This is a genomic window from Sphingomonas sp. GC_Shp_5 (assembly GCF_026540855.1).
GTDB lineage: Bacteria > Pseudomonadota > Alphaproteobacteria > Sphingomonadales > Sphingomonadaceae > Sphingomonas.
In genome coordinates this window covers 111,847-127,971 of the sequence record NZ_JALNUP010000002.1, presented here as the reverse complement: position 1 = coordinate 127,971, position 16,125 = coordinate 111,847, and the positions used below count along the sequence as shown (strand labels likewise).

Here is a 16,125-nt window from a genome sequence, read left to right as displayed (position 1 = left end):
CGCGGCTGAACGCCTGTGTGGCGCTTTAGCCGCACCTTGCCGCCCACCCGCGGCACAACCGCCCACTTCATCGATCTGTCGCATCATCGTCACGGCGCCGTAACGGTGCGTCGCCACCCAGCCTCATCAGGCCGCTATCGGTTGGGGACACTTACATGATTGCCAAATATCTGTTGCTCGCGGGCGTCGCGCCTGCCGTGCTGATCGCCGCGCCCGCCGCCGCTCAGGAACAAGCCGCCGCCGCTCTGACCGACCAGGCGGCAGCCCCCGCCCCGGAAGACGACATCGTCGTCCTCGGCTTCGGCGAGAGCCGCCAGGTCCAGTCGGTCACCGCCGCCGACATGGCCCGGCTCACCCCCGGCACCTCGCCGCTCAAGGCGATTTCGAAGCTCCCCGGCGTCAACTTCCAGTCGGCCGACGCATTCGGCGCCTACGAATGGTCGACCCGCATCAGCCTGCGCGGGTTCAACCAGAACCAGCTCGGCTTCACCCTCGATGGCGTGCCGCTCGGCGACATGAGCTACGGCAACGTCAACGGCCTCCACATCAGCCGCGCGATCATCTCCGAGGATATCGGCGCCACCACCGTCGCCCAGGGCGCCGGCTCGCTCGGTACTGCCTCGACCAGCAATCTCGGCGGCACCATCCAGTTCACCAGCCGCGCGCCGTCCGACATTGCCGGCATCCAGGCCTCGGGCACCTATGGCAGCGACGACACCTATCGCGCGTTCGTCCGCCTCGATAGCGGCGACATCGGCGGCGGCCTCAAGGGCTATCTCAGCTACGGCTTCCTGCAGACCGACAAGTGGAAGGGCTATGGCGACCAGCGCCAGCACCAGGCCGACGCCAAGGTCGTCAAGGAGCTCGGCAACCAGGGCAGCATCACCGCCTTCCTTGATTTCTCCGATCGCCGCGAGACCGACTATCAGGATCTCAGCCTCGACATGATCCGTCGGCTCGGCACCCGCGACGACAATATCGGCAACAATTACGCGCTCGCGATCCAGCTCGCCGAGGTCTACGCCAACCAGACCACCCGCGCCGGCAGCGCCACCGCCGCCCTGCCCTATCCCACCGCCGGCCTCGCCTTCCCGGCGCCTTACTCGACGGTGGACGACGCCTATTTTGACGCCGGCGGCCTGCGCCGCGACTATCTCGGCGGCGTCACCGTCGATGCCAATCTCACCCCCGAGCTCAACCTGCGCTCGACCACTTATTACCACAACAACAAGGGCCAGGGCTCCTGGATCACGCCTTATACGGCGACCCCGGTCGGCGCGCCTGATCAGGACGGCAATCCGATCACCAACCCCGCGCCGCTCGCCTATCGCACCACCGAATACAGCATCCATCGCGCCGGCAACGTCAGCCGCCTGGCCTATGACGTCGGCGTCAACCGCTTCGAGGTCGGCGGCTGGTACGAGAGCAACACCTTCCGCCAGGCGCGCCGCTTCTACGGCATGGCGATGGGCACCGAGCCCAACCGCGAGACGCTGCAATATCAGGACAATCCGTTCTTCACCCAGTGGGACGGCAAGTACGACACCGAGACCCTGCAATATTATGTGCAGGACACGCTCAAGCTCGCCGACGATCGCGTCGTGATCAACGGCGGCTGGAAGGGCGTCCAGGTCAAGAACCAGTCGACGCTCGAGACCGGCACACTAGCCGCGGGCAAGATCGAATCGCGCGACTGGTTCCTGCCCCAGGCCGGCATCCTGTTCCGCGTCGGCGGCGGCGCCGAACTGTTCGCGAGCTATACCGAGAACATGCGCGCCTTCGTCTCCTCGGCGACCACCGGGCCGTTCTCGACCACCCAGGCCGGGTTCGACGCGATCCGCACCACGCTGAAGCCCGAGCGCTCGAAGACCGCGGAGGGCGGCATCCGCTTCCACGCCGGCGGGCTGCAGATGTCGGCAGCGGGCTATTACGTCGATTTCTCCAACCGCCTGCTCGCCTTCGCCAACGGCGCCGGCATCATCGGCAACCCGGCGACGCTCAACAACGTCGGCAGCGTCCACAGCTATGGCGGCGAGGCGACCGTCAACTATCGCCTGTTCGGCGCGCTCTCGGCGCTCGCCAGCTATTCGTACAACCACTCGACCTATCAGGACGACGTGCTGAGCGCCGCCGGTACCGTGCTGGTTGCCAGCAAGGGCCGCAAGATCGTCGACAACCCCGATCACATGGCCAAGGGCGAGATCGTCTACGACGACAACACCTTCCTCGCCCGCGCCGGCGTCGACTGGATGTCGAAGCGCTACTTCACCTACCCCAACGACCAGTCGGTAGGCGCACGCGCGCTGGTCGACGCCAGCATCGGCTACCGGATCCACGGCCCGGGCTTCCTCGACGGCGTCTCGATCGAGGGCAGCGTGACCAACCTTACCGACAAGAAGTATATCGCCACCGTCGGCTCGAACGGCTTCACCGCCAGCGGCGACAGCCAGACCCTGCTGCCGGGCGCCCCGCGCCAGTGGTTCGTGTCGCTGCGCAAGGGGTTCTGATCCAGCTAGGACGTCCGCAAGGGCGCCGGTGAAGGCTGTGCGGCGGCAATCGAGGAGCTTCGGCTCACCATTGCCGCCGCCATGGTGGTTGCTCCTTGCCGCCATTGCCAGCAGATTGATCGCTTATGGTGAGCATCTCCTTTTCCCGGCGCGTCGCGCTGATCGCCTCAGCCTCGGCCATGATGCTGGTGGCCGCGGCCCCCGCGCCGGCGCGCAGCATCCTCTTCGTCGGCAACAGCTTCACCTTCGGCGCCGCCTCGCCGGTCCAGCGGTATCGGCCCGATCGCGTGGAGGATCTCAACGGCGAGGGTGTCGGCGGCGTGCCGGCGCTGTTTGCCACCTTTGCGGCGGAAGCAGGGCTTGATTGGACGGTCAGCCTGGAGACGTCGTCGGGCAAGGACCTCGCCTATCATCTTGCCAACAAGCGCGCCGTGATCGGACGGCCGTGGGATGTCGTGATCCTCCAGGGCTACAGCACGCTGGATGCCGAACACCCGGGCGATCCCACCCGCCACATCGCCGCCGCCCGCGCGCTCGCCGCGCTGATGCGCACCCGCAACCCTCGGGCCGAGGTGGATCTCGTCTCCACCTGGTCGCGTGCCGACCAGACCTACAAGCCCACCGGTCACTGGTTCGGCAAGCCGATCACCCGCATGGCCGACGACCTTATGGCGGCAAGCCGGCAGGCGCTCGCCGGCCCGTCCGCGGTGAACGCCGTTGTCGCGGTCGGTCCCGCCTGGAACCGCGCCATGGCGGAGGGACTGGCCGACCCAAATCCCTATGACGGCATCGCCTTCGGCAAGGTCAGCCTGTGGTCGTGGGACCAGTATCACGCCACCGCCGAAGGCTATTACCTCGAGGCGCTGATGGTGTTTGGCACCGTCACCAGGGCCGATCCGCGCATTCTGGACGGCAGGGAACAGGCCGCCGACGATCTTGGCCTCCATCCCGACGTCGCCCACCAGTTGCGGGCGATCGCCGCGGCAGAGCTGATGGCGCAGGGCGTATTGCCGGGCGGCCGGACTGGATAGCCACGCCACGACATCGCGCCCGTTGCCATATCGCTCAAGCTCCGCTATGCGCCCGCGCTTCCACACCGCCGGCTTGCGCCAGCGGCTGGATGCTTGCGGGAGGGCGCCTCCGGGTACCCGCTACACCGCTAAACTTGAAACGAGAGTGACATGGCAAAGAAGATCACAGGTTATATCAACCTGCAGGTTCCTGCAGGCGATGCTAAGCCCGCCCCGCCGATCGGGCCGGCGCTGGGTCAGCGCGGCGTCAACATCATGGAGTTCTGCAAGGCGTTCAACGCCTCGACGACCGACATGGAAAAGGGCACCCCGCTGCCCACCAAGATCACCGTCTATGCGGATCGCAGCTTCTCCTTCGAGGTGAAGACCCCGCCGGCGTCGTTCCTGATCAAGAAGGCCGCCGGTCTCAAGTCGGGCTCGAAGGAGCCGGGCAAGGTCTCCGCGGGTTCGATCGCGCGCTCCAAGCTCGCCGAAATCGCCCAGACCAAGATGAAGGATCTGAACGCCAACGATATCGAGGCGGCGACCAAGATCATCGAAGGCTCCGCCCGCGCGATGGGCCTCGAAGTGACGGAGGGCTGAGATCATGGCCAAGCTGACCAAGAAGCATAAGGCGATCACCATCGATCGCGAGAAGCTGCACGCCATCGACGAGGCGATCGCCCTCGCCCGTTCGGGTGCGACCTCCAAGTTCGACGAGACCATCGAGGTCGCGCTGAACCTCGGCGTCGATCCGCGCCACGCCGACCAGATGGTCCGCGGCGTCGTCACTCTCCCCGCCGGCACCGGCAAGACCGTCCGCGTTGGCGTGTTCGCCCGCGGCGCCAAGGCCGAGGAAGCCCTGGCTGCAGGCGCCGACGTCGTCGGTGCCGAGGATCTGATGGAGACCATTCAGGGTGGCACGATCGATTTCGATCGCTGCATCGCCACGCCTGACATGATGGGCATCGTCGGTCGCCTCGGTAAGGTGCTGGGTCCCAAGGGCCTGATGCCGAACCCGAAGCTCGGCACCGTGACCATGAACGTCGCCGAGGCGGTCAAGGCCGCCAAGGGCGGTCAGGTCGAGTATCGCGTCGAGAAAGCCGGCATCATCCATTCGGGCATCGGCAAGGCGAGCTTCGCCGCCGAGGACCTGCGCCGCAACTTCGACGCGCTGGTCGATGCGGTGGTCAAGGCCAAGCCGTCGGGCGCCAAGGGCAAGTATGTCCGCAAGGTCGCCGTGTCCTCGACGATGGGCACCGGCATCAAGGTCGACACCGCCGAGATCGCGGGCGCTTAACGCACCCGCCGGTCCGGGCGACTGGTTTGAACGAAAAGGGTCGGGAGCAATCCCGGCCCTTTTTCGTGCGGCACCTCATTCCGTCGTCATCCGGGCCTGACCCGGGATCTAGAGCCACGAGCGTTCCCCTGACGCTTTGGATCACGGGGTCAAGCCCGGCATGACGCAGGAGCTAGGCAACAAGTTGTTGTTCCAGCGTGAAAAGCAACGCCGCCGCTGTATTTTGGCCTTGCCTCCGACGAATAGCGATGAGGAACAACAACATCGCTCCCACGTCACACTTGCCCCGCGCAACCGTATTGGCAGTGCAACAAGCTCGCGATACGCTGCCCGGGTCATAAACCGGGGGAACATAATGAAAGTGATGGGAAGTCTGGCGACAGCTGCGATGCTGATCGCCACCGCGGCGCCTGCGCCGGCGCAGCAACTCGCCAAGCCGACCAGCGGCCAGAAGCTCCAGCAGGCGACGATGGCCGATGTGCCGCGCTGCGCGCGCAAGCTCGGCACCATCTCGGTCGCCGATGGCGACGATCCCTATCGCTGGACGCAGTGGCAGCTCGCGCCGCCCTCCAAGCTGCTCAAGGTGATGATCCAGCGCTCGGGCTGCTTCAACCTGGTCGATCGCGGTACCGGCCTCAACGCCGCCGAGCGCGAACGCGCGATCGGCGGCAACCTCGGGCTGCAGCGCGGCTCGAACGTCGGCCAGGGCCAGATCAAGGCCGCCGATTACGTGCTCGTCGCCGAGATCCAGGGCGCCAACAGCAACGCCAGCGGCAGCGCGATCGGCGGCGCCGCCGGCGGGCTGATCGGCGGCCGGCTGGGTGGCGTGCTCGGCGGCCTGCGCAGCCGCAAGATGGAGGCGAACACGATCGTCTCGGTCACCAACGTCCGCACCACCGAGACGATCGCCACCGAAGACGGCTATGCCGCCAAGAACGATCTCGGCTTTGCCGCGGGCGGCGGGCTCGGCTTTTTCGGCGGCGCCGCGGGCGCGGTCGGCGGTGGTTACGAGAACACCGATATCGGTCGCATCGTCACCCTGTCGTTCATCCAGGCCTATTCGAGGCTGGTGGAATCGCTCAACCTGGTGCGCCCGGGCAGCGGCGGCACCGCCGAGGCAGCGCCCGCCAAGACCTTCACCGCGATCGGCGCGGTGGCGATGCGCAAGACCGCCGCGGCCGGCGGCGCCGCAATCCGGACCCTGCCACCGGGATCGATCGTCTATCCTACCGGCAAGAAGGAAGGCCTGTGGTGGGAGGTCGCCGACGAGAACGACAACGTCGGCTGGGTGCTCAACACGCGGCTCGCGCCGTCGCAATAAGTCCGCGCTTGCCGGATTGTATCATCGCGGGCCGGGAGCGTGTGGGACCGGCCCGCTTGTATGTCCGCCCCTTGCAATTATGTCGATTTCGGACTGATCGTAACCGACTATGGTTAACGTCGGCGTAGCAATCGCCACCATCGTCCTCGCCCACTCGCCAGGCCGCAAGCTTTCGTTAACCAGGTTGTTCCACTTTATCATACCTTTAGCGCGCTATTGACCACTGCAAGCCCGCAGCTTGCGGGGGCAGGAGCGAGAACGGCGTGGGTACGAGAGCGGCAGGGCGGATCATCGGCGTGTTAACCAGGCTGCGCCGCAACGTCGCCGGCAACACCCTGGCGATTGCGGCGGCGGCGATGCTGCCACTGCTCGGCATGGTCGGCGGCGCGCTCGATCTCAGCCGCTTGTACATGACCAAGGTTCGCCTCCAGCACGCCTGCGACGCCGGCGCACTCGCCGGGCGCAAGGACATGGGCGGCGGCTCGTGGGACGCCTCGGCGCAGGCCAGCGCGCTGCAATATTTCTGGGGCAATTTCACCGCCGGCGCTTACGGCAGCGGTACCACCACGCCGACCTTCACCTCTTCCGGCTCCAACGTCCAGGGCAGCGTCACCACCAGCGTGCCGATGACGGTGATGCAGGTCTTCAAGTTCGGCCCCAAGACGCTCACCGTCACCTGCGAGACGGCGATGCAATTGCCCAACACCGATGTCATGTTCGTGCTCGACGTCACCGGCTCGATGGCCTGCCTACCGAGCGAATCGTCGTGCGGCGGCAACGTCCGCACCGGCTCCAAGATCAACGTCCTCAAGAATGCGGTAAAGTGCTTCTACGAGGCGCACGCCCAGGCCAAGACCGACGGTACCGGTTGCGCGACCAACAGCTATCAGGGGATCAACTCGGGCTCGCAGCTCAGGTTCGGCTTTGTGCCCTATTCGACCAACGTCGACATCAGCCAGCTCAACCTGCCCGCCTCATACTTCGCAGCCAACTGGACCTATCAGTCGCGCAGCAAGACGACCGACTGGACCGACTGGGCGAACACCAGCAACAGCTGCAACAACAAGCCGGCGAATACCACGACAACGAAGTATCAGACCGTGACCTCGGGCAATTCGTGCGTGGTGCAGTCGAGCACCTACACCACGGCGTGGCTCTACGCGAAAACGACCTTCCCAATGAACGTCAGCGCAGCGCTGTCGTCGTTCGCGTCCGCCACGGTCCCCAACCCGCCGACCGCGGTCAACATCACCATGAAGGGGATCGGCAGCAATTACGCGGACCGTCAGGTTCTGTGGGATGGCTGCGTCGAGGAGGCCGCGCCCACCAGCAACATCAACCAAGTGCCGGACCCGTCCAAGCCCGCCACCCTCTATGCGCCGTCGCTGCCAGACGCGCTGTACCTGCGGCGCTCGACGGCAGCCGACAGCGGCGATCCCGATAATGCATCGCTGACCACCGCCACCTCGGTTTACACCGGCAACTATTACAACGGCATGCGCAACTACCGCTACTTCTGCCCAACGCCGGCGGAGAAGCTGCAGACGACCAGCGTGTGGACGCCGACGACGTTCGACTCCTACGTCAACACGCTGACGCCGGTCGGCAACACCTACCACGACATCGGTATGCTGTGGGGCGGCCGCCTGATCTCGCCGGAAGGCATGTTCGCGTCGGAGAACAAGACCACCACCCAGGGCGGCGTCATCCAGCGGCACGTCATCTTCATGACCGATGGCGATCCCCAGGCCGGCGGCTGCGACTATACCGCTTATGGCGTCGCCTTCTGGGACATGCGCACCGGCGACACGCCGAGCGACGCCTGCACCACGGCAAGGGACGGCACGCTGACGGCCGCCGTCACCACCCGCCTCAAGGCGCTGTGCACCTCGGTGAAGAACGAGCCCAACACCTTGCTGTGGGTAATCTCCTTCGGCGGCACCGGGATCGCCACGAGCACCAAGAACGATCTCAAGGCCTGTGCCAGCGACAGCGACCATTTCTTCGACGCCACCGATGCCACCGCGCTCAGCAGCGCCTTCCAGACCATCGCCTCGCGCATCGCCCAGCTGAGGCTCGAGGAATGAGCCGCCGCCCCCAATGCCGCCCGCACCTGCTCGCCCGCCTGCGGCAGTCGCGCGCCGGCGCCACCATCATCGAGTTCGCGATCGTCGCCCCGGTGCTGATCGTGATGCTGCTCGGCTTCTTCGATACCGCGCACACGCTGTACATGAAGGCGCAGCTCAACGGCCTGCTCCAGAAGGCGGCGCGCGATTCGACGCTGCAGGACATGAGCACCGCCGCCGGCGAGGCGACGCTCGACGCCAACATCACCCGCCAGGTGAAGGCGCTCGCCAAGAACGCCACCGTCACCCCAACGCGCCGCTTCTACCGCAACTACAATGACGCCGCCGCCAAGGTGCCGGAAAGCTGGAACGACACCAATGGCGACAAGGTGTGCGACAACAACGAATCCTTCACCGACACCAACGGCAACGGGGTGTGGGACGCGGACGGCGGCGATGGCGGCTCGACCTCGTCGACGCCCGGCGGCGGCGCGCAGGACCGCACCATCTACACCGTCAAGGTCAGCTATCCGCACCTGTTCCCGATATGGAAGTTCATCGGCACCTCGAACACCGTGTCGCTGAGCGCCACCGCGGTGCTCGCCAACCAGCCCTATTCCGATCAGTCGAGCTACAGCGCCACGCCCCAGACGCTGCACTGCACATGAGGATGCCAGCCCTGACTGCTGCCCTGCCCCGGCGCACGCCGATGCTCGCCCCCTTCTCCCCGCTGGCGCGGCTGCGCCGCGACCGGCGCGGGCTCGCGCTGCTCGAATTCGCCCTGGTGTCGCCGCTGATCCTGGTGATCGGCCTCACCGGCACCGAATATGCCAATTGGGTGATCACCAAGATGCAGGTCAGCCAGATCGCGCTGCAGATCGCCGACAACGCCTCGCGAATGGGCGTCGCCGGCGCCTCGGGCAAGACGGTGTACGAATCGAACATCACCGAGACCTTCGCCGGCGGCGAGCTCCAGTCGGCGGCGTTGAAGCTCGGCGCCAACGGCCGTGTCATCCTGTCATCGGCCGAACCGACCGACGTCACCGCGGCGACGCCGACCAACTACATCATCCGCTGGCAGCGTTGCTATGGCACCAAGACCAGCCATGCCTCGATCTACGGGTTGCAGGGCCAGACCAGCACGCTCGGCATGGGCGGCACCAACAAGGTCACGCCGCAGCCCAAGAGCGCGACGATGTTTGTCGAAGTCTATTACGTCTACAAGCCGCTGTTCACCAAGGTGGTGCTGCCCTCGACCACCTTCGACGAGACCGCATCGATGGCGGTCCGCGACCAGCGCGTCGTCGGCGTCGCCCCCACCGCGGTCAACGGCACCACCGCCGCGACCTGCTGAGGCTCGCCCCCAGCCGCCCTCGACAACCGTCATCCCAGCGAAAGCTGAGATCTTCGGCAACGGCGCCTGGCACAAGCCGCGAGAGACCCCAGCCTATGCTGGGGTGACGGATCTCGCTTGGCCAACCGCGGCCACATCTCACCCCGCGTCGGGGAAATCCGCGCCCAGCGCCACCTCCCGCAACGATTCGATCTCCGCCAGCCGCTCCTTGAGCTTGGCCGTCACCGCGTCATAGCCGAACTTGCCCAGCACCAGGTGTCGCGGCGCCTTGGCCCCTTCCGCCGCGGCGATGATCGCCTCGCCGGCGCGGACCGGATCACCGGCCTGGGTGCCGCTATAGCCCTTGGTGCTCGTCATCCGCGCCGCCGCGGTGTCGGCATAGGCTTCGATCCGGCTCGGCGTCTGCTGCAGCGAGCGCCCCGCCCAGTCGGTGCGGAACGGCCCCGGCTCGACGCAGGTCACCTCGATGCCGAGGGGCCCCACCTCGGCGAGCAAGGCGTCGGACCATCCTTCCACCGCATGTTTCGACGCGGCATAATAGCCCGAGCCCGGAAAGCCGACGAGCCCCGCCACCGAGGTGAAATTGATCACATGGCCGCTGCCCTGCGCGCGCATCTGCGGCAGCACCGCGCGGGTCAGCGCGAACAGCCCGAACACATTGGTGTCGAACTGGGCACGGATCGCGTCCTCCTCGCCCTCTTCCGCGGTCGCCTGATAGCCATAGCCGGCGTTGTTCACGAGCACGTCGATCTGCCCGAATTGCGCGATCGCGGCCTTCACCGCGGCGTCGATCTGCGCCTGGTCGGTAACGTCGAGATCGAGCGCCAGCGCGCGATCCTCGATGCCCTGGGCAAGATCGGCCACCCGCTCCTTGCCCCGCGCGGTGATCACAGCCCGCCACCCCCGATCGAGCACGAGCTTGGCAAGATCGCGGCCGAAGCCGGTGGAACAGCCGGTGATGAACCAGACGGGCGAGGCGGGAAGGGTCATGAAGGGATCTTTCGGCAGGCAGAACAGGCACGCACAACGCAGCGGAGCGCCGGCGGGTTCAGCCCTTCGCCCGTTCAGCGCAACGGCGCCGCCTCATCCTGGCCCCATCCTGTTCGTCACGCCGGGCTTGTTCCGGGGGCACCGCGCGCCAGGCGGGAACCGGCGGGCCTAGGAGTGTTCCTCCCGGGCAGATTCCCCGCGCCGCTTCACGGCTATTTCGTCGACGCCACCGACCGTGGGCCACCTTCGAGATACGCGCCCACCGTCGCCATCGGTCGCGACAGCAAGCCGCCGACCTCCTGCGCGATCAGCAGCGAGGCGGCGATCACCGCCGCGCCGATCGCGCATGATTGGAAGACGGAGGCGAACAGCCGGCTGCGTTCGGCCTGGTCGGCGATATGCGCATGGCCGATCTTGCGCGCGGTCGCCCGCCGATCGGCATCCGCCTGCTTCTCGCACGGTGCCGCGCCGGGTCGATGCGCCGGCGGCTTGGCCTCCAGGATCGCGTCGATGTCGATCCTGTCCTGCGTACGCACGCCGAAATACTGGTCCTTCACCCACACCACCCGGCCGATGACGATATGGTGGACGCGGCGGATCTCGATCACGGTGCCGGGCTTGCACGGTCGCTCGGCGGTGGCGAGCAGGCCGCGCGACGACATGTTGTGGATCACCACGTCGCCCCAGTCAGCGCCGGTACGCATCCGCGCCCGCACCATCACCCTGCGGCGGGGTTCACGATTCTTCATGGCCGGCCGCCATGGCGATGCGCAGCCACGGCGGCGCGGACACGATACGGCGAGGCATGATCAGGGACCATTAACCCTGACATGACTCACCTGAGTTAATTTTACGTAACATAGGGCAACAGCGCTGACCGCTTTGGTCAGCCCGACGCACGCCGGTCAGTTGACCTGCCCGCGAATTCCGCTATAGGCCCGCGCTTGCCGGTGGGCTCGCCCTTCGTGCAACCGTCCAAGACAGCAGGTGCCACGGGATTTGCCGCGGCTTAATGTCCTGCCGAGACGGGGACAGGAATTCATGCCGGCTGCGCATCAGCGCGCCCGGTCTGCCGCCCGTTAGCCGGGTGCCTTCCCCATCGATGGACAACCCCGGCGGGGTTTTCCCCACCGGTTTGTAACCGGGCGGATTGCTTCGGCGATCCGTTCAAAACGTGGAGAATGGCATGGATCGTGCTCAAAAGGCCGCGGCCGTTGCCGAGTTGAACCGTAACTTTGCCGAGGTCGGCGTGGTGGTTGTCACCCGCAATCTCGGCATGACGGTCGCGCAGTCGACGACGCTGCGCAACCGGATGCGGGACGCCGGCGCGACCTACAAGGTCTCGAAGAACAAGCTTGCCAAGATCGCGCTCGACGGCACCGACTATCTCTCGCTGGGCGACATGCTCACGGGTCCGGTCGGTCTCGCCACCTCGATCGACCCGGTCGCCGCTGCCAAGGTAGTGGTCGACTTCGCGAAGACGAACGACAAGTTCGAAATCGTGGGCGGGGCGATGGGCGCGACCCCTCTCGACGTCGCTGGCGTGCAAGCGCTCGCTACCCTGCCCTCGCTGGATGAACTCCGGGCGAAGATCGTCGGCCTCCTCGTTGCTCCGGCAACGAAGCTTGCGACCATCACCCAGGCTCCCGCGGCGCAGATCGCGCGCGTGCTGTCGGCCTACGCCGAGAAGGACAAGGAAGCCGCCTGAGCTTCCTGATCTGGTAATTTCGAACTGACACTTTGGGGCCCAAGTTACGCCAACTCGCGCCCCCAACGGAGAATACACATGGCAGACCTGAACGCGCTGGTTGACCAGCTGAGCGAACTGACCGTCCTCGAGGCCGCCGAGCTCTCGAAGCTGCTCGAAGAGAAGTGGGGCGTGTCCGCCGCCGCTGCCGTTGCGGCTCCTGCCGCTGGCGGCGCTGCTGCTGCCCCGGCTGCTGAAGAGCAGACCGAGTTCGACGTGATCCTCACCGGCGACGGTGGCAAGAAGATCAACGTCATCAAGGAAGTCCGCGCCATCACCGGCCTGGGCCTGACCGAAGCCAAGGCTCTGGTCGAGGGCGCTCCCAAGGCCGTCAAGGAAGGCGTGTCGAAGGATGAGGCCACCAAGGTCAAGGCACAGCTCGAGGCCGCCGGCGCGACCGTCGACCTCAAGTAAGCCTTACGGCTTCATCGCCCTCGGGCGATACGGAAAGGGCGGCCCCTCACAGGGCCGCCCTTTTTGCGTTGTGCCCTATCCCGGGCTCGCCACACCTTTGTGTCAAGCGACGCGAGGAACAGCGCCGCCACGTGCAAGCATGTTCACGACCTAGGGCACGAACAGATCCCAACCAAGCGCCGGCCGCATCTTCGTCACGTCGGACGTGTTCCAGCAGCCAGAAGCTAGCCAAGCGTCAGGCAAGAGGGCCCGGGCTATTCGTTGCGCCTGAACAGACTTTCGGAACAACGCCGGTGAGGCGCGATGGATTGTGGCTAGCGCGCTGCCGCCAAAGCTCTGTGTGATTCGACGTAGATGGCGCCGGAACAAGCCCGACGCGCAAGATCATCCTGGGTAACGAGCCGGCTGCTTCCTCTCCCGATGATAACCCGAGATTACCGGCCCGAAACTGTTCGTGACAGGAACATCTATTGTCGGCACAGGGCGGCGGGGCCCGCTGAAGGCGGGCAAGGGGGGAATAACGATGACTGCGAAGAAGACCGCCACCGTGCTGGTGGCGCTGATGGTTGGCGGCTGCGGCGGGAGCGATGGCGGCACGGTCAGCCCGGCACCCACCCCGACCCCTACGGCGGCGACCTTGGCCGTCAACCTTTCGGCCACGTCGCAGACGACGGCGATCGGCGATGACGGCTCGGGCACACCGTTGGGCTTCACCGCCACCGTCAGCGGCACCACCGCCGACACCGTGATCGCCGATCTGCAATATGACCACGCTCGCCTGATGCTCGATGGCGATGTCGTCCGTGCGAGCGACGGCAGTTATTCGGTGCGGTTCAAGCCGGTCAGCACCCTGGCCTTGGGCAGCTATAGCGGGACGGTCACGTTCCGGCTGTGCCGCGACACCGCATGTGGCACGATCTATCCGGGATCGACGCAGAGCTTCACCTACAATCTCACTCTTCAGGTGGCCGACTGGACGACCTACCAGCGCAATGCCGCGCACACCGGCTATGTTCATGCCACCTTCGATCCCGCAGTCTTCGCCAAGGCGTGGGATTGGGCGCCGGCCACGAGCACCCGGGTGAGCGGGATCGCTGCGGCCAATGGCCTTGCCTATGTCACGACGCAGGAGCGTGACGGCACCGCCGTGCTCCACGCCCTTGCCACCGGCACCGGCGAACAGCGTTGGGCCTATGCGATCGGGGCGACCACCTATTTCAGCCCGCCCGCGGTCGGCAACGGCCGGGTCTTCGTCACCACGATGACGACGTCGTCGGACCAGAATCCGATATTGTCGGTGGATGCGCTGACCGGGGAGTTCAAGCCACCCCGCGCGCTGTTCTCAGCGCAATGGTCCACCTTCCTGCAGCCCACGCCCTACAAGGACGGCCTGTACATGTCGGCGGGCTATTATGGCAGCGTCGTCTACGGCTTCGACTATACCGCTTCTAACGGCTGGGGTACCCAGGTCAACGGCAGCATCTGGGATGGCGAAACCCCCGCCGTCGACGAGGACACGGTCTATTATTATTCGGGCAATGCGCTGGAGATGATCGATCGAAAGACCGGCACCTCCAAGGCGAGCCTGACCGACCCGTTCTTCCAGAACAGCTTCTACAGCTATTATGGTGCGCCCATCCTCGGCACGATGGGCAACGTGATGGCCTATTCGAGCCAGCGTAGCGCGTCGACGCCCTCGATCCTGGTCAACTGGTCGACCGCCACCAAGGCCTATGTCTGGCGTAGCGCCGCCACCTACTCCACCGCGCCGGCGGTCGGAAACGGGCTGGTCTATCTCTCGCATGCCGATCCTGGCGAACTCGACGCGCTGGATGAAGCCACCGGCAAGGTCCTGTGGGGCTGGGCGCCGCCGCTGGGCGAGCGGATGATCGGCAACACCATCCTCACCAACACCCTGGTGTTCGTCAGCACCGACAAGGCGATCTACGCCATTCCCACGCAGGGCAGCACGCACACGCCGGTGTGGAGCGCCGCCGGGGGCGGCGAGATGGCGCTGACTGGCGACGGCACGCTGATCGTGACCGGGCAGACGCCCGATTATGGTTACCCACGCGCGCTTACCGCCTATCGGCTGCGGTAAAGGCCTGCGCCGCGCCGGGCGGGGGCGCCATGGCCCGATGCGATGGGGATCGGCGGTGCCCCTGCCCGTGCAGGACACCAGCCGATCGCCTCGCGTCAGGGCATCTTAGCCCGACACCGCCGACCCATGCGGCCGCGCCGCTACCTGGTCGTGGGTGCGCGGCGGCTGATCCAGCCAGAACGGCGCGAGCTTGGGCGAATCGACCCGCTCCACCCCGACGACGAATGCCTGGCCGGTTTGCCCTGCCCCTGCCGGCGTCTGGTAGAGACAGTTGATCGCCACCAGCGGCACAAACATCGGCCGCCCCGCCGCGGTGAGTGACTGGATCGACGCCCGGGGCAAGGCGGTGACGACGCGGACGGTCCGGCTTTCCCCGGGCTGGAGCGCGAACGGCGGCGTCGCCGGCCGCGCCACCGGCTGGGCGAAAATACCCGCGAGATCGGCCTCTTGCCCGGCATGGGCGCTGAGAAGTGTCGCGCCGATCCGGATCTCCGCGAGCGCGATCGCGCCCTGGTTGGTCACCGTCAGCTCCGCATCCACCGTTGCGCTCAGCAGGTTGAGTCCCGCGCGCGCCGGCCGCAGCGACAGCGCCAACGATGCCTGCTCGCCTGCCGGCGCGGGCGCCGCAACCGGCGCGCTGCGGCGGGCGAGCATCGCCGGCGCAGCAGCCTGTGCCGCCGGTGCCGCGACAGCATCGCCTAGCGGCTCGTCGACGATTGCCTCGGGTTCGTAGCTCAACTGCTGCACGGCGCCGCGCCGCCGCCACCACACCGCCGCACCGGCCGCCAGCCCGAGCACGAGCCGCCCCGCCAGCCCCCAGGGCCAACCCGCCCCCTGCCCCGTCTCCGCCACGATCGGCGTCGGCGTCGCGGTCGGGCTGGGTGAAGCGCTGGGATCAGGCGTCGGCGTGCCCGTGGCGGCAGGCGTCGAGACGGCCGTAGGCGTAGCCGTTGGAATGGCCACCGGCGTCGGCGTCGGCGTCGGCGTCGGCGTCGGCGTCGGTCGCGGAGTTGGCGTCGGTCGCGGAGTCGGCCGAGCCGCTGGGCGGAGCGGCGGCGCGGCAGTAGGCACCGGCACCGGCGCGACCTCGGCAGGCGGCGGTGCCGGCGTCGTGGTCGGCTGGCTTGAGGGCAGGCTGTAATTGTCGAGCCCGGGGATGGTCTGCGGCGCGGTCTGCGGCTGGGTCTGGGCCGTCGCCGGCGCGTGCAGCGCCAGGGTCAGCAGGGAGGCCGTCGCGGCAAGGCGCGCGCGTGCCAGGAGCGTCATGGAAATCGATCTCACCCGAATAATGGTGAACCGCCCTTAGTGAACAGCG

General features: G+C 66.7%; 14 protein-coding genes. 11 read left to right on the top strand and 3 right to left on the bottom strand.

Annotated features, from left to right (window positions below):
* Positions 1–155 precede the first annotated feature (155 nt).
* The 8 genes from OXR60_RS02680 to OXR60_RS02645 all read left to right on the top strand — a co-directional run bounded on the left by OXR60_RS02680 (position 156) and on the right by OXR60_RS02645 (position 9,558).
* Positions 156–2,507: a TonB-dependent receptor gene (locus OXR60_RS02680; protein ID WP_267393776.1), complete on the top strand. Its 2,352-nt coding sequence runs from the start codon at positions 156–158 to the stop codon at positions 2,505–2,507.
* Positions 2,508–2,635: 128 nt separating this feature from the next.
* Positions 2,636–3,538, top strand: coding sequence for a PEP-CTERM sorting domain-containing protein (locus tag OXR60_RS02675; protein ID WP_267393774.1), 903 nt, complete (start codon positions 2,636–2,638; stop codon positions 3,536–3,538).
* Positions 3,539–3,688: 150 nt separating this feature from the next.
* A complete protein-coding gene (rplK, locus tag OXR60_RS02670) occupies positions 3,689–4,120 on the top strand; it encodes a 50S ribosomal protein L11 (protein ID WP_267393772.1) in 432 nt (143 codons plus the stop codon).
* Between the two features lie 4 nt (positions 4,121–4,124).
* Positions 4,125–4,817: a 50S ribosomal protein L1 gene (rplA, locus tag OXR60_RS02665; RefSeq protein ID WP_267393770.1), complete on the top strand. Its 693-nt coding sequence runs from the start codon at positions 4,125–4,127 to the stop codon at positions 4,815–4,817.
* Between the two features lie 388 nt (positions 4,818–5,205).
* Positions 5,206–6,138, top strand: a complete 933-nt coding sequence (locus OXR60_RS02660) for a CsgG/HfaB family protein (protein WP_267393769.1) — start codon at positions 5,206–5,208, stop codon at positions 6,136–6,138.
* A 263-nt stretch (positions 6,139–6,401) separates the two neighbouring features.
* Entirely contained in the window at positions 6,402–8,225 is a 1,824-nt protein-coding gene (locus OXR60_RS02655; protein ID WP_267393767.1) for a TadE/TadG family type IV pilus assembly protein, read from the top strand.
* Complete coding sequence (locus OXR60_RS02650; protein ID WP_267393765.1) at positions 8,222–8,872, top strand: TadE/TadG family type IV pilus assembly protein; 651 nt, start codon at positions 8,222–8,224, stop codon at positions 8,870–8,872. The genes OXR60_RS02655 and OXR60_RS02650 overlap by 4 nt, the downstream gene beginning before the upstream one ends.
* Entirely contained in the window at positions 8,869–9,558 is a 690-nt protein-coding gene (locus tag OXR60_RS02645) for a TadE/TadG family type IV pilus assembly protein (protein WP_267393763.1), read from the top strand. The genes OXR60_RS02650 and OXR60_RS02645 overlap by 4 nt, the downstream gene beginning before the upstream one ends.
* A 138-nt stretch (positions 9,559–9,696) precedes the next feature.
* On the opposite strand, the gene OXR60_RS02640 is transcribed toward OXR60_RS02645, so the two are convergent.
* Positions 9,697–10,548, bottom strand: a complete 852-nt coding sequence (locus OXR60_RS02640; RefSeq protein WP_267393761.1) for an oxidoreductase — start codon at positions 10,546–10,548, stop codon at positions 9,697–9,699.
* A 212-nt stretch (positions 10,549–10,760) separates the two neighbouring features.
* Positions 10,761–11,297 carry a PilZ domain-containing protein gene (locus OXR60_RS02635; RefSeq protein ID WP_267393759.1) on the bottom strand — a complete coding sequence of 179 codons (537 nt, stop codon included), beginning with the start codon at positions 11,295–11,297 and terminating at the stop codon, positions 10,761–10,763.
* A gap of 437 nt (positions 11,298–11,734) precedes the next feature.
* Here OXR60_RS02635 and rplJ point away from each other — a divergent pair, with 437 nt between their 5' ends.
* From rplJ to OXR60_RS02620, 3 genes are all read left to right on the top strand, one after another.
* Positions 11,735–12,256, top strand: coding sequence for a 50S ribosomal protein L10 (gene rplJ, locus OXR60_RS02630; RefSeq protein ID WP_267393757.1), 522 nt, complete (start codon positions 11,735–11,737; stop codon positions 12,254–12,256).
* 78 nt (positions 12,257–12,334) lie between these two features.
* Entirely contained in the window at positions 12,335–12,709 is a 375-nt protein-coding gene (rplL, locus tag OXR60_RS02625; RefSeq protein ID WP_267393755.1) for a 50S ribosomal protein L7/L12, read from the top strand.
* A 523-nt stretch (positions 12,710–13,232) separates the two neighbouring features.
* The gene (locus OXR60_RS02620; protein WP_267393753.1) at positions 13,233–14,810 is read left to right on the top strand and encodes a PQQ-binding-like beta-propeller repeat protein; all 1,578 of its coding nucleotides are present in this window, start codon (positions 13,233–13,235) and stop codon (positions 14,808–14,810) included.
* 105 nt (positions 14,811–14,915) lie between these two features.
* Here OXR60_RS02620 and OXR60_RS02615 read toward each other — a convergent pair whose 3' ends face one another.
* A complete protein-coding gene (locus OXR60_RS02615; protein WP_267393751.1) occupies positions 14,916–16,076 on the bottom strand; it encodes a hypothetical protein in 1,161 nt (386 codons plus the stop codon).
* Positions 16,077–16,125 lie beyond the last annotated feature (49 nt).

What these genes read in the sequence shown, in the direction of transcription:
- OXR60_RS02640 (WP_267393761.1), bottom strand. Translation starts at nt 10,548, where the DNA reads ATGACCCTTCCCGCCTCGCCCGTCTGGTTCATCACCGGCTGTTCCACC.
- OXR60_RS02615 (WP_267393751.1), bottom strand. Translation starts at nt 16,076, where the DNA reads ATGACGCTCCTGGCACGCGCGCGCCTTGCCGCGACGGCCTCCCTGCTG.
- rplA (WP_267393770.1), top strand. Translation starts at nt 4,125, where the DNA reads ATGGCCAAGCTGACCAAGAAGCATAAGGCGATCACCATCGATCGCGAG.
- rplL (WP_267393755.1), top strand. Translation starts at nt 12,335, where the DNA reads ATGGCAGACCTGAACGCGCTGGTTGACCAGCTGAGCGAACTGACCGTC.
- OXR60_RS02680 (WP_267393776.1), top strand. Translation starts at nt 156, where the DNA reads ATGATTGCCAAATATCTGTTGCTCGCGGGCGTCGCGCCTGCCGTGCTG.
- OXR60_RS02650 (WP_267393765.1), top strand. Translation starts at nt 8,222, where the DNA reads ATGAGCCGCCGCCCCCAATGCCGCCCGCACCTGCTCGCCCGCCTGCGG.
- OXR60_RS02660 (WP_267393769.1), top strand. Translation starts at nt 5,206, where the DNA reads ATGCTGATCGCCACCGCGGCGCCTGCGCCGGCGCAGCAACTCGCCAAG.
- OXR60_RS02620 (WP_267393753.1), top strand. Translation starts at nt 13,233, where the DNA reads ATGACTGCGAAGAAGACCGCCACCGTGCTGGTGGCGCTGATGGTTGGC.
- rplK (WP_267393772.1), top strand. Translation starts at nt 3,689, where the DNA reads ATGGCAAAGAAGATCACAGGTTATATCAACCTGCAGGTTCCTGCAGGC.
- OXR60_RS02635 (WP_267393759.1), bottom strand. Translation starts at nt 11,297, where the DNA reads ATGAAGAATCGTGAACCCCGCCGCAGGGTGATGGTGCGGGCGCGGATG.
- OXR60_RS02645 (WP_267393763.1), top strand. Translation starts at nt 8,869, where the DNA reads ATGAGGATGCCAGCCCTGACTGCTGCCCTGCCCCGGCGCACGCCGATG.
- rplJ (WP_267393757.1), top strand. Translation starts at nt 11,735, where the DNA reads ATGGATCGTGCTCAAAAGGCCGCGGCCGTTGCCGAGTTGAACCGTAAC.